Genomic DNA, 13,075 nt, shown 5'->3' with positions numbered 1-13,075 from the left:
GATGACGCGCTGAACGCCACCCGCGCGGCCGTTCAGGAAGGTGTCGTCGTCGGCGGCGGTGTCGCGCTGATTCAGGGCGGCAAGGGTCTGGAAGGCCTGAAGGGCGAAAATTCGGATCAGGAAGCGGGCATCGCCATCGTGCGCCGCGCGCTTGAGGCTCCGATGCGCCAGATCGCCGAAAACGCAGGCGTTGACGGCGCGGTTGTCGCCGGCAAGGTCCGCGAATCCAGCGACAAGGCCTATGGCTTCAACGCGCAGACCGAAGAATATGGCGACATGTTCAAGTTCGGCGTCATCGACCCGGCCAAGGTCGTCCGCACAGCGCTGGAAGATGCAGCATCGGTTGCCGGTCTGCTGATCACCACCGAAGCCATGATCGCCGAAAAGCCCGAGCCGAAGGCCGCTGGCGGCGGTATGCCCGATATGGGCGGCATGGGCGGCATGGGCGGCATGATGTAATCATCCGTTTGCCCTCCATGGCAGATTTCGGGGCGCCCCTTTTCGGGCGCCCCTTTTCCATTGACCGCCGCGCCGGCTGCGGGATCGGCCCGCGCAATTTGCTTGCATCGTCCGATCCAAGAGGCCAGTTTACCGGCAAATTCGATCCAGAGGCACCGCCATGACCCCAGAAATCCAATCGCAAAAGACCCGCGCCCTGTGCCAGCTTGCACCGGTCATCCCGGTCATCGTGATCAAGGATGCCGCAAAAGCTGCCGATCTGGCCCGCGCTCTGGTCACGGGCGGCCTTCCGGTGCTGGAGGTGACGCTGCGCACGGATGCGGCGCTGGATGCGATTCGGGCCATGGCGGAAATCGCGGGTGGCCATGTCGGCGCGGGCACCGTCCTGACGCCGGATGACGCAAAACGGGCCAGGGATGCGGGCGCGAAATTCGCCGTCTCGCCCGGCCTGACCGACCGGCTGATCACCGCCTGCGCCGATCTGGATCTGCCGTTGCTGCCCGGTGCCGTCACCGCCTCCGAGGTGATGCGCGCTGCCGAATCGGGCTTTGACATGCTGAAGTTCTTTCCAGCCGAGGCGGTGGGCGGCGCCCCTGCCCTGAAATCCCTTGCATCGCCGCTGCCGAAAGTCAGCTTTTGCCCGACCGGAGGCGTCTCGCCTGCCAATGCCCGCAGCTATCTGGATCTGCCGAATGTCGTCTGCGTCGGCGGAAGCTGGGTCATGACCGAGGCTGACATCGCCGCAGGCAACTGGAAGGCCATCGAGGACCGCGCCCGCGACGCGGCGCTTTTGCGGACATGACCGGCCCGCGGGATATGGGCACGGCGCGGCGCAATGTCATCGTGCTGGTGGCGGCGCAGGCGCTGCTGGGGGCCCAGATGCCCGCGAATTTCATCGTCGGGGGGCTGGCGGGCCAAATCCTTGCGCCAAACCCCTGCCTTGCGACGCTGCCGATCTCGATGATCGTTCTGGGCTCGGCCCTGACGGCGCGGCCCATGGCCGGCTTCATGCAGCGCCACGGGCGGCGACCCGGCTTTTTGCTGGCCGTTCTGTCGGGGGGGCTGGGGGCGGCGCTGTCGGCCTTTGGCCTGTGGATCATGTCGTTCTGGGTGTTCATTGCCGGGTCGCTGCTGACCGGGGTCTATATGTCGGCGCAGGGTTTTTACCGCTTTGCCGCCACCGACACCGCCCCCGCCGCATTCGAGGCCCGCGCGATAAGCTGGGTCATGGCGGGGGGGCTGGGTTCGGCCATTATCGGGCCGATGCTCGTGCGTGCGACGAATGGTGCCACGGCGATTCCCTTTTTGGGCACCTATCTTGCGATTATCGCATTAAACGTGCTGGGGCCGTTCCTCTTTGCCTTTCTCAGCATCCCGAAACCGCCCGCGCCGAAACCGGGCGCGCATCAGGGCCGCCCCACCAGTCAGATCCTGCGCGATCCGCGCATTATCGTCGCGATGATCTGCGGTATGGTTTCTTATGCGCTGATGAATCTGGTCATGACATCGACACCGCTGGCCGTGGTAGGCTGCGGCTATCAGGCGGAAAACGCCGCTGATATCGTCAGCGCGCATGTTCTGGCCATGTTCATCCCCAGCTTTTTTACCGGCGCGCTGATCGCCCGGTTCGGCACGACGCGAATCATCGCGCTTGGGCTGATGATTCTGGCCTGCGCCGGTGCCGTGGCCCTGTCGGGCGTAGAGCTTGAGAATTTCTTTGTTGCACTGATCCTGCTGGGCGTCGGCTGGAATTTCGGTTTCATCGGCGCTACCGCGATGCTGGCGCGCGCCCACAGCCAGGCCGAGCGTGGCCGTGTGCAGGGCCTGAATGATCTGGTTGTGTTCAGCGGAGTGTTTCTGGCCTCGCTGTCCTCGGGCGGGCTGATGAACTGTCTGGGCGGTGATCCGCAAAGCGGCTGGAACGCGGTTAATCTGGCGATGCTGCCCTTCCTTGTGCTGGCGGGCGCAGCGCTGATCTGGCTGGCGATGCGACCGGTGCCTGCGGATGATGCGCGGGTATGAACAAGTGAAAATTTGAATAAAACCTTCCCCAAAAGGGTAGTCCGAGCCTCACCTTTCGGATTGTTTGGCAAAGCGGGTCGTGGCACAATGCGCGAAACGTGACAGACAGTGCGAGTGGCGGATGGAATTTCGATATACCGACCGAACAATCCGGGTGAATGTTCCAGATACGACCAGCCTGCTGCGCGAGGTGAAAAGACGCTGGAACGCGCGGCAGGGGTTTGCACTGGCCACCATCAATATGGATCATCTGGTAAAGCTGCGGCGGGATCGTGCGTTTCGCGCCGCCTATTCCGCGCAGGATCTGGTTGTGGCCGATGGTAATCCGATCGTCTGGCTATCGCGCATGGCGCGGCGCCCTCTGACTCTGGTCCCCGGCTCGGATATGGTGATGCCGCTATGTCAGCTTGCCGCCGATGAACATGTGCCTGTCGCATTGGTGGGCAGTACCGATGCCGCCCTGACCGCCGCTGCGGATCATATCCGGGCAAGGATACCCGGCATTCGCATCGTCAGCACCATCGCCCCTCCGATGGGCTTTGATGCAAGCTCGGAAGATGCCGGTCGCATCCTGCGTGACATCCGGGCCAGCGGCGCGCGTCTGGCCTTTCTGGCTCTTGGTGCGCCACGGCAGGAAATGCTGGCCGCACGCGGGCGCAAGGACACGCCGGAAATCGGCTTTGCATCGGTTGGGGCCGGGCTGGATTTTCTGGCAGGCAATCAGCGCCGCGCGCCGGAATGGGTGCGCAAGGTCGCGATGGAATGGGTCTGGCGCATGATGTCCGCACCACAGCGCCTGTTGCCACGCTATGCCCGCTGCATCGCGATCCTGCCGTCAGAGGCAGCAGCGGCCCTGCGCCTGAGACCGGAACGCGGTTAACGCATCGCCTTGGAATATCCGAAAATCCCAACGCTCCGGGCAATCCCGTTACCCGGAAAAGCCATTTGACGCCAAGGTCGGGCGTCAGGCCGATCCCATATGCGACAGCAGACCGCCGACAGGTCAGTCACCCCGCCGACGGCCTTCTGTGATTGGGGAAGGCCGACTTCACGTCATGATTGCATAAAGCTGGCAAAATTTGATCAATCAGCACCCGGTTGCACGAAGCACAACCCAAACCGTGCGAAACATGATCGATACATCGTTGAGAAACGACAGGTTCCGATCATAGACATCGTCGTAAATCGCGCGGGCACTGAAGGTCGTGCCGTTGCGATCCGACACCTGCCAGAAACCGGTGATACCGGGACGAAGCGAATAATATGCCGTCCCTGCATAGAAATCCCGCTGCGAGGTCATCATCGGACGCGGGCCGACCAGGCTCATCTCGCCTTTCAGCACGTTCCAAAGCTGAGGCAATTCGTCCATCGAACTGCGACGCAGGAACCGGCCAATTCCGGTCACTCGCGGATCGTCACGCAGTTTCTGGGTCGATGCCCATTCCATCGCTGCGGCCGGATCTTCGGCCAGGTAGGCATCCAGACGCTGCTCGGCATTTTTCACCATGCTTCGCAGTTTCCAGATGCGATAAGTATTCCCCTTTCGGCCAACCCGTTCCTGCGAATAGAACGGATTGCCCCCATCTAGCATGATCATCGCCGCAAAGACGATGATGACTGGAACCACAAACGGGGACGACAGTACCACCAAAAGAATATCAAGCGGACGTTTGAAAAAATTCCTGTAAAAAAATGACTTAGAGGGGCGGTCTTCGCCACGGGAAATTCCAGAATAATACTGATTCTCAGCGGTCATAATTCTCACACGCTGTTGCACTCTTCACATAGCCGACATCCTTTGCACGCGTCACGCAGGCTACAGAAGAAGCGACCAACACCACTTTGCAAAGCAACCGTTCAAGACGTGCCCGGCACTTCGACAGGTTTGACACTAGCACAGCCGACATGGGGCACCCAACCTACAAAATTGTTCTAAACGTTTAATCCACCTGACTATTGGGACAGGTCGCAAAGAAGTGCCGCCGCATAGCGCGATATAATAGATACTAATTCTACTTAAAGTTGATTAATAATGCGTAATTATCCAGCGTCGATCAAGCGATTCGCTGCGAAATTAAGCAATTTTTCCTGATGAATCAGATTTGCCGTTCCGGCATCTGGACGACCAAACCGTCCAGATCCTCGGTCACCTTGATCTGGCAGGTCAGACGCGAACGCGCGGGGTCGGGTTCATACGCGAAATCCAGCATGTCCTCTTCCATCGGATCGCGCGGAGGCAGTTTTGTGATCCAGTTTGTATCCACATAGACATGGCAGGTCGAACAGGCGCAGGCACCGCCGCAATCCGCCTCGATTCCCGGAATGCCATTGTCACGCGCGCCCTCCATCACCGTCATGCCGGGACGGACCTCGACCTCGTGGCGGGTGCCGTTATGCTCGATATAGGTGATTTTCGCCATTTCACTGCTTCCTCTTTTTCCGCGTCAGATAGGGCATCGGCAGGGCAAAGAAAAGGGCGGGCCCGCAGGTCCGCCCCCGTCCGCGTCAATCAGCGGTTACTTTGCGTCGATCGGCAGCGCGACAAAGCGTGGCTCGCCATCGCGGCGGATCAGCATCAGGATCGACTTGCGCCCGCCTTCGCGCGCCTCGCCGATGCGGTCGTTCAGATCCTGCACCGTGGCGACGGGCTGCTGCCCCGCCTCGGTGATGACATCGCCGGGGACCAGCCCCTTGTCGGCGGCCGGGCCCTCGGGATCGACGGCTTTGACGACCAGCCCCTTCTGGTTGCCGGTCAGGCCCAGTTCGGTGGCGATTTCCGGGGTCAGGGCACCGACGGTCATGCCCATCAGTTGCAGGTCTTCCCCGGCATCGGGTGCGCCGCCATCGACATTGCCGCCCTCGGCCGTTTCGCGCCGGCCAAGTGTGACCTGCAAGGTCATGGGCTTGCCATCGCGCAGAACCATCACCGCGACCTCTTTGCCCGCCTGCGCCTCGGCCACGCGGCGCATCAATTCGCGGGTATCCTTGACCTCGCCGCCGTCAAAGCTGGTGATGACATCGCCGACCTTGACCCCGGCAGCTTTCGAGGGGCCGTCGGGAACATCCGTGACCATCGCCCCGGCCTCGGCCTTGAGACCAAGTGCCTCGGCCATGTCGGCGCTGACATTCTGGATCTTGACGCCCAGCCAGCCGCGGCGCGTCTCGCCATATTCGTTAAGCTGATCGACAACCTTGCTGACCACGTTCGAGGCCATGGAAAAACCGATGCCGATCGAGCCGCCATTGGGCGACAGGATCGCCGTGTTGACGCCGATCACCTCGCCCTTCAGGTTGAACAGCGGGCCACCCGAATTGCCCCGGTTGATCGCCGCATCGGTCTGAAGATAGTCGTCGTAATTGCCCGACAATTCGCGATTGCGGGCCGAGACGATGCCCGAACTGGCCGAAAATCCCTGCCCCAGCGGGTTGCCAAGGGCCAGAACCCAGTCGCCCACGCGGGCCGTGTCGGAATTGCCGAATTTGACAAAGGGGATTGCCGCGTCGCTTTTGACCTTCAGCAGCGCAACATCGGTATTGGGATCGGTGCCCACCACTTCAGCGGGCAGTTTGTTGCCGGAATAGAACTCGATCTCGATCTCGTCCGCGCCCTCGATGACATGGTTATTGGTCACGATGTAACCATCGGGCGAAATCACGAAGCCCGAGCCAAGTGCGTTCGACCGCTGCGGCATTTGCTGGCGCGGGCCTTCCTGCCCCGGCCCGCCGGGAAAGCCGAAATCGCGGAACAGATCCGAAAAGGGGCTACCCTCGGGGAACATCGGCCCCTGCCCGCCCGCGGGCTGGCTGACGACCGAGGTGGTGGTGATATTGACCACGGCGGGGGCCACCTGCTCGACCAGGTCGGCAAAGCTTTGCGGCATGACATGGGATGAATCGGCCTCGGGGGCGGTCAGCGGCTGGTTGTTATTGGCAGCTTCCTGCGCCTGCTGGCTGGCCTCGGGCGAGACATCAAGGGTGGTCTGCTGCGCCCATGCGGCCCCAAGACCCACGGTCGCCGCTAGGGCCGAGGCGGTCAGAAAATGCCGTGGAGAAAGCGATTTCATGCTGAGTGTCCTCATCGGTTCTGGTGTTCGCGACGTCAGCTCTGCCGCCGCCGCGACGGCCTGATGTGAAGCGAATATAGCGTGCCGTGGCAAATAAACCACGCTCTCGGCAAGTGAACTGATCGTGACTTTCGTTACAAGACAGGCGGGCATTTCGGCCCGCCTGTGCTTTTTTCTTCAATTTCCGGTCGTGCCGTCCCCGGCGGGATCGCCTCGCGGATCATCCGCCGCATCGCCAGCGGCATCTCCTGTGGCGGCGGCGCCCGCCTCTGGGTCGTCAGCGGGCGGGACCACTGCCGAAGGCTGTTCCGGCGGAGCGGCCAGGCTTTCGGGTACCGGGGTCAGCGTGACGCCTGCCGCCTCGCCCAAGGGCTTGCCGTCGCGGTCGGTGACTTGCGGCGTGACCAGCCCGTCCTCTTGCTTCCGGGCCTCGCTGGCCCGCTGCTGCGCGGCACGGTCGCCCGGCGGCACCGGAACCGGCGAAGGGTTGGCGCGGCTGGCACCGTCATCCGCAAGATAGCTGAAGAATTCGCCCTTCGGTTCGATGACCAGCGAACTGTTATTGCCCTTCAGCGCCCGCTCATACGAGGTCATCGAGCGGGTGAAGGCAAAAAATTCGGGGTCGCGGCCAAAGGCATCGGCATAGATCGCGTTGCGCTGCGCATCGGCCTCACCCTGAATGATGTCAGCCCGCTTTTGCGCCTCGGAGGTCAGCTCTACGACCGTCCTGTCGGCGGCGGCCCGCACCCGCTGCGCCGCCTCGCCACCACGGGCGATTTCGTCCGCAGCCTCGCGTTCACGTTCAGCCCGCATTCGCGCATAGGTGGCGTTCAGGTTCTGCTCGGGCAGGTCGGTACGGGTCAGGCGGACATCGATGATCTCGACCCCCAGCCCGGTCGAGTTGCGGCGTGCCTCGTCGCGGATCTGGTTCATCAGCGCGGTCCGGTCATCGGACAGCACGTTGGTTGACGGAACCGAGCCCAGAACCTCGCGCACGGCGGCGTTCACGATAGGTTCCAGTCGGCCCATGGCGGTGGGGATGCCCCCGGTGCCGACAGCCTGACGGAAGCGCACCGGATCGGTGATGCGCCAGCGCGCAAAGGCATCGACAACAAGGCGGCGATCATCGGCCGGCGTCACCTCAAGGGGGGTGGTCGGCAGGCCAAGGATGCGGTCGTCATATTTCACGACATTGTCCAGAAGCGGTACCTTGAAGCCAAGGCCCGGCTCTTCCTGCACATCGACGACGCGGCCAAGGCGAAGGACCAGCGCCTTTTCACGTTCATCCACGATGAAGATCGCGGTCGTGACAATCACGAGGATGACGATCAGCAGGGGAATGGCAAGGGCAGACAGCTTGAGATTGCGGGCCATCAGTTATTCCCTCCGCTGGCGTTTCCGGTACTGCCTGCGCCGCCCGGACGGCGCAGTTGATCCAGCGGCAGATAGGGCACCACGCCCTGTCCCTGCCCACCTTCGTTCAGGATGATCTTGTCGATACCGCCCAGAACTTTTTCCATTGTTTCCAGATACATACGACGCCGCGTAACCTCGGGTGCCTTGACATATTCCTCATAGACCGAGTTAAAGCGCGCCGCCTCACCCTGCGCGGTGTTGACCGCCTGCGCGCGATAGCCCTCGGCCTGTTCCACCAGCGCCGCCGCCTCACCGCGGGCCTGCGCCAGAACGCGGTTGGCATAGGCGTCTGCCTCTTTTTCCAGCCGGTCGCGTTCCTGCTGCGCTGCCTGCACCTCGCGGAAGGCACCGATCACCTCGCTTGGCGGGTCGGCGCGGTCCAGGTTCACACGCACCACGTTGATCCCCGACTGATAGGCATCCAGCGTGCGCTGCACGGCCTCTTTCAGGTCATTGGCGACGGTGCCCCGGTCGCGGTTCAGGATCGGCGCAAGCTCGCTGCGGGCGATAATGTCGCGCATCGCCGATTCCGCGACAGCGCGGATGGTATCGCCCGGATCGGCCAGGTTGAACAGAAACATTTCCGGGTCCGAGATGTTCCAGACGACCTGATATTCCATGTCCACGATATTCTGGTCGCGGGTCAGCATCAGGCCGCTGTCCATCGGGCCGGACCGCCCCGCACCGATTTCGGTCACGCGTTCGTTGGTGACGGGCACGACCTCGGCCGTCACAAAGGGCCAGGGGGCAAAGTTCAGGCCCTCGGTCCCCACCGAAACGGCGCGGCCGAACAGGAACTCGACGCTTTTTTCGTTGGTCTGCACCCGGTAAAAGCTGGCACCCCCCCAGATGATGCTGGCGATGATCGCACCGATGGCCAGGGTAGTGCGGTTGAGACCGACACCCGGCCCCGACGGACCGCCACGGCCCCCGCCGCCGGTCGGGCCGCCCCCGCCGCCGCGCCCGCCCATCAGCACGCGCAGCCGTTCCTGACCTTTTTTCATCAGTTCTTCGATTTCGGGCATCTGTTCGCCCTGACCGGGACGGCGCGGTCCGCCATGTTGCGGCCGCTGGTCTCCCCAGGGGCGGTTCGAGGGGCGCTTGCCGTTGTCCTCGTCATCTCCGCCGCCATTGCCGCCACCGCCCCAAGGGCCCTGATTTGACATGTGCTCGACCTTCTTTCCCTACCAAATCCGTCTGTTGCAAACTGGGGCCGGGGGCGAAAAAGTCAACCCTGCCCCTGCCCCGAAGGGCAGGATCAGCCCTGCCCGTGCCGCCGTGCGGCCTGTCGCATCGTCACCAGTTCTTCGGCGGCGGTCGGATGGACCGCCATTGCCGCATCGAAATCCGCCTTGGTCGCGCCCATTGTAATGGGAATCGCGGCAAGCTGGATCATCTCTCCGGCATCGGGGCCGAAAATATGGCACCCCAATACCTTGTCGGTCGCCGGATCGACCAGCAGTTTCATCATCACCTGCGCCCCGGATCCCGCAAAAGCTGATCGCATGGGCCGGAACACCGTCGCATAGACATCGACCGGGCCGCGCGCGGCGGCCTGTTCCTCGGTCAGGCCGATACTGCCCAGTTCATGCGGGCGCAGATAAACCGCAGCGGCCACCGGATCGTGGCTGACCTTGCGCGGCTTTCCGCCAAACACCGTGTCGGCAAAGGCGTGGCCTTCGCGGATCGCGACCGGAGTCAGATTGACGCGATCCGTGACATCGCCCACCGCAAAGATCGACGGGACCGGGCTCTGCGACCATTCGTCCACCTCGATCGCGCCGTTGGGCTTAAGCCGCAATCCGGTCCGTTCCAGCCCCAGATCACCGGTATAGGGCGCGCGGCCGGTTGCAAAGAACACCGCATCGAACCGATCGGCGCTGCCATCGTCGAAACTGACCTCGATACTGTCGCCCGCGCGGTCCAGCCGGGCGGGCGTCCGGCCAAGCCGCATCTCGACCCCGATGGCCGACAGTTGCGCCGTCGCCATCTCGCGCGCCTGACGATCAAATCCGCGCAGCACGGCATCGCCGCGATAGGCCTGCACCGTCTTGACCCCCAGCCCTGTCAGGATGGTGGCAAATTCGCAGGCGATGAAGCCACCGCCGATCAGCAGGGCACGGCCCGGCAGCCGGTCCATCAGGAACAGATCGTCCGAGATCAGCCCCAGTTCCGCCCCCGGAATATCCAGCCGCGCCGGACGCCCGCCGACCGCGATCAGGATATGCCTGGCGGTCAGGCGGGTGCCATCGGCCAGTTCGACCTCGTGATGACCGGTCAGCCGGGCGCGCTGCGGATAAATCCGCACACCCGCCTTTTCGGCGTTGGTGGTATAGGCGCGCTCCAGCCGGTCCAGTTCGGTGTCCAGCTTGTGTCGGAAGTCACGCCAGTTGAAATCCCCGGCAGCGGCCCCCGCCCAGCCATAGCCGCGCATCTCGGCGGCCAGCATTGGCGCGGTCGAGGCAAAGACCATCAGCTTCTTGGGCACGCAACCGCGAATGACACAGGTACCGCCCATGCGGCTTTCCTCGGCCAGAGCCACGCGGGCACCGTATTCGCCCGCCGCGATCCGCGCCGCGCGCACCCCGCCCGAGCCGCCGCCGATGACGAAAAGATCATAGTCGAATGCGCTCACAGCCCGACTTCCCCTTCGCCGGTCAGCAGATCGGCCCCGATACCGTCGGCCCGTTCCAAAGTCACGACCGAACCGTCGGCCTTGCCGATAATGGCCAGCTCGCACATGCCCAGAAACAGGCCGTGTTCCACCACGCCGGGAATCGCCGACAGCGCGCGGGCCAGGGCGGGGGCGTCGGGGATCGCGGCCAGATGCAGATCAAGGATCCAGTTGCCTTCATCGGTCACGCGCGGCTGGTCGCCGTTCATGCGGTGAACGACCTGCGCTTCGCCCAGGCCCAGAGCCTCCAGCGCGCGCAGGATCAGCCTGCGGGTGGTGTCAAAGCCGAATTGCAGCGCCTCGACCGGCAGTGGAAAGGCCCCCAGCCGTTCGACCACCTTGCCGGGATCGGCAATCACGATCATCCGTTCGCTGGCCGCCGCCACGACCTTTTCGCGCAGATGCGCCCCGCCGCCGCCCTTGATCAGATGCAGGTCCGGGTCCACCTCGTCCGCGCCATCGATGGTCAGGTCCAGCCAGCCGATCTGATCCAGACTTTCGATCCGCAGCCCAAGGCCGACCGCCAGATCCGCTGTCGCCTGCGAGGTCGCGGCGCAGCGCAGGTTCAGCCCCTCGGCCCGCACCCGCGCGGCAAGTTCCCGCACCATGATGCTGGCCGTTGACCCGGTGCCAAGACCCAGCTTCATGCCATCCCCGACAAGCGCAACAGCGGCGCGCGCGGCGGCCAGCTTGGCGGGATCGGGCTCGGCGGGGTGGGACATCTGTATCTCCTGTCTTGGTCTGGGGGCCTTATAGGCCAAAGGCGCAGCAAGGGCGAGACCATCCGCCGCCCCCTGCGGGGCTTCAGTTGCGTTGCAATGACGCGGGAAGGATCACCGTGAAACGGCTGCCCTGCCCCTTGCGGCTGTCGATGCGCAACCGGCCCCGGTGGCGGCTGACGATATGCTTGACGATGGCCAGCCCCAGCCCGGTGCCGCCCTGTGCGCGCGAGCGGTGGGTATCGATGCGATAGAACCGCTCGGTCAGGCGGGGCAGGTGAATTTCGTCGATGCCATCGCCGAAATCCTCGACATCGACCGCCCAGGCGGCGCTGCGCAGCACGGGCTCATAGGCAACGGGACGCAGGGCGATCCGCATCCGCCCGCCCGCACCGCCATATTTGATCGCGTTCTCGATCAGATTCTGGAATACCTGCACAAGCTGGTCGGTATCGCCAGGCAGCGTCACCGGCTGGTCAAGCCCGTCGCGTTCCAGCACCACACCCGCCACCTCGGCCGCAGGCTGGATCGTGGCCAGCACACCGTTCAGCAGCAGCGGCAGATCGACCGTTGCCAGCGGCCTGCTGCGTTCCTCGGCCTGCACCCGGCTGAGAGACAGCAGATCCTGAATCAGCCGGTTCATGCGGCTGGCCTCGCGCGCCATGATGTCCAGAAACCGGGCGCGGGCCGAGGCGTCATCGCGGGCCGGGCCGCGCAGCGTCTCGACAAAGCCGATCAGCGCGGTCAGCGGGGTTTTCAGTTCATGGCTGACATTGGCGACGAAATCGCGGCGGGTCTGTTCGGCCTCGTCGGCAAGGGAATGGTCCAGCACGGCGACCAATGCGCCATGCCCAAAACCGCGCGGCATCGGCGCGACTGTTACCTCGGTCCTCAGGTCGCGCCCGTCCGCCCCGATCACCGCACGCAGCCGCGCGCCGCCATCCGGCGGAGCAGGCAGCGCGGGATCGACCGCAGGGGCGGGATTGCGGGCGGGGTCCAGAACCCAGTCCAGCGCAGCAACCACGGCGGGGTGGCGCATGATGGTGATAAAAGGCCGGTCGGTCAGGCCGGTGCCGAACATCGCCTCGGCCGGGCGGTTCGCAGCCAGCGTGCGCGCATCGCCATCCACCGCCAGCATCGCGACGGGTACGCCGTTCAGAAACCCGGCCAGCCGGTGCCCTGCGGCACGCCCGGTCATCAGGCCGGGCGCAGGCCGGCGCGGAACCGCGCGGCGTTCCGGCGATAACGTTCCGCCGATTGCAGCAGGCCGGCCCGCGCCGCCTCGTCCAATTGCCGCACCACCTTGCCCGGTGCACCCATGACCAGCGCGCCGGGGGGAATTTCCTTGCCCTCGGCGATCAGCGCGCCTGCCCCGATCAGCGCGCCTGCACCGATCGTTGCGCCGTTCAGGATGGTCGCGCCCATGCCGATCAGCGCGCCATCGCCGATCCGGCAGCCGTGCAGGATGGCGCGGTGGCCGATGGTGCAGTTCCGACCGACAATCAGCGGATAGCCCGGATCAGTGTGAAACACGCTTAAATCCTGCACATTACTGCCCCGGCCGATACGGATTTCCTCGTTATCGCCGCGCAGCACCGCCCCCCACCAGACCGAGCTTTCGGCTTCCAGCACAATGCGGCCCATCAGTTGCGCATCCGGCGCGACCCAGGCCTCTGCGGCGATTTGCGGCACGATCCCGTCCAGTTCCCAGATCACGAGTG

13 protein-coding genes are annotated in these 13,075 nt (G+C 64.1%); 4 read left to right on the top strand and 9 right to left on the bottom strand.

Annotation, left to right across the window (positions count from 1 at the left end; genetic code table 11):
* The 4 genes from ACK5L9_RS21140 to ACK5L9_RS21125 all read left to right on the top strand — a co-directional run.
* Positions 1-459 (top strand): TCP-1/cpn60 chaperonin family protein (locus tag ACK5L9_RS21140; RefSeq protein WP_416913430.1); only part of this gene is annotated, 459 nt, incomplete at its 5' end.
* A gap of 160 nt (positions 460-619) precedes the next feature.
* Entirely contained in the window at positions 620-1,261 is a 642-nt protein-coding gene (gene eda / locus ACK5L9_RS21135; protein ID WP_416913429.1) for a bifunctional 4-hydroxy-2-oxoglutarate aldolase/2-dehydro-3-deoxy-phosphogluconate aldolase, read from the top strand.
* The gene (locus ACK5L9_RS21130) at positions 1,258-2,481 is read left to right on the top strand and encodes an MFS transporter (protein ID WP_416913428.1); all 1,224 of its coding nucleotides are present in this window, start codon (positions 1,258-1,260) and stop codon (positions 2,479-2,481) included. The genes eda and ACK5L9_RS21130 overlap by 4 nt, the downstream gene beginning before the upstream one ends.
* A 154-nt stretch (positions 2,482-2,635) precedes the next feature.
* Positions 2,636-3,361 (top strand): WecB/TagA/CpsF family glycosyltransferase, encoded by a 726-nt coding sequence (locus ACK5L9_RS21125; protein ID WP_416913427.1) that lies wholly within the window; start codon positions 2,636-2,638, stop codon positions 3,359-3,361.
* A gap of 207 nt (positions 3,362-3,568) precedes the next feature.
* On the opposite strand, the gene ACK5L9_RS21120 is transcribed toward ACK5L9_RS21125, so the two are convergent.
* The 9 genes from ACK5L9_RS21120 to ACK5L9_RS21080 all read right to left on the bottom strand — a co-directional run bounded on the left by ACK5L9_RS21120 (position 3,569) and on the right by ACK5L9_RS21080 (position 13,070).
* Positions 3,569-4,237 carry a sugar transferase gene (locus ACK5L9_RS21120; RefSeq protein WP_416913426.1) on the bottom strand — a complete coding sequence of 223 codons (669 nt, stop codon included), beginning with the start codon at positions 4,235-4,237 and terminating at the stop codon, positions 3,569-3,571.
* Positions 4,238-4,577: 340 nt separating this feature from the next.
* Positions 4,578-4,901 carry a 2Fe-2S iron-sulfur cluster-binding protein gene (locus ACK5L9_RS21115; RefSeq protein ID WP_416913425.1) on the bottom strand — a complete coding sequence of 108 codons (324 nt, stop codon included), beginning with the start codon at positions 4,899-4,901 and terminating at the stop codon, positions 4,578-4,580.
* A 96-nt stretch (positions 4,902-4,997) separates the two neighbouring features.
* Complete coding sequence (locus tag ACK5L9_RS21110) at positions 4,998-6,545, bottom strand: DegQ family serine endoprotease (RefSeq protein WP_416913424.1); 1,548 nt, start codon at positions 6,543-6,545, stop codon at positions 4,998-5,000.
* A 177-nt stretch (positions 6,546-6,722) separates the two neighbouring features.
* The gene (gene hflC, locus ACK5L9_RS21105) at positions 6,723-7,919 is read right to left on the bottom strand and encodes a protease modulator HflC (RefSeq protein ID WP_416913423.1); all 1,197 of its coding nucleotides are present in this window, start codon (positions 7,917-7,919) and stop codon (positions 6,723-6,725) included.
* Complete coding sequence (gene hflK / locus ACK5L9_RS21100; protein WP_416913422.1) at positions 7,919-9,127, bottom strand: FtsH protease activity modulator HflK; 1,209 nt, start codon at positions 9,125-9,127, stop codon at positions 7,919-7,921. Before hflK ends, hflC begins: the two co-directional genes overlap by 1 nt.
* Before the next feature lie 92 nt (positions 9,128-9,219).
* A complete protein-coding gene (gene gorA, locus ACK5L9_RS21095; RefSeq protein WP_416913421.1) occupies positions 9,220-10,596 on the bottom strand; it encodes a glutathione-disulfide reductase in 1,377 nt (458 codons plus the stop codon).
* Complete coding sequence (gene rpiA, locus ACK5L9_RS21090; RefSeq protein WP_416913420.1) at positions 10,593-11,357, bottom strand: ribose-5-phosphate isomerase RpiA; 765 nt, start codon at positions 11,355-11,357, stop codon at positions 10,593-10,595. The genes gorA and rpiA overlap by 4 nt, the downstream gene beginning before the upstream one ends.
* Positions 11,358-11,439: 82 nt before the next feature.
* Positions 11,440-12,552, bottom strand: coding sequence for a sensor histidine kinase (locus ACK5L9_RS21085; protein WP_416913419.1), 1,113 nt, complete (start codon positions 12,550-12,552; stop codon positions 11,440-11,442).
* Entirely contained in the window at positions 12,552-13,070 is a 519-nt protein-coding gene (locus ACK5L9_RS21080; protein ID WP_416913431.1) for a gamma carbonic anhydrase family protein, read from the bottom strand. Before ACK5L9_RS21080 ends, ACK5L9_RS21085 begins: the two co-directional genes overlap by 1 nt.
* Positions 13,071-13,075: the final 5 nt, after the last annotated feature.

It is taken from the genome of Paracoccus sp. (in: a-proteobacteria) (assembly GCF_047973135.1).
Lineage (GTDB): Bacteria > Pseudomonadota > Alphaproteobacteria > Rhodobacterales > Rhodobacteraceae > Paracoccus.
Note: the sequence above shows the minus strand (reverse complement) of the source record. Positions and strands in the feature narration are given on the sequence as shown.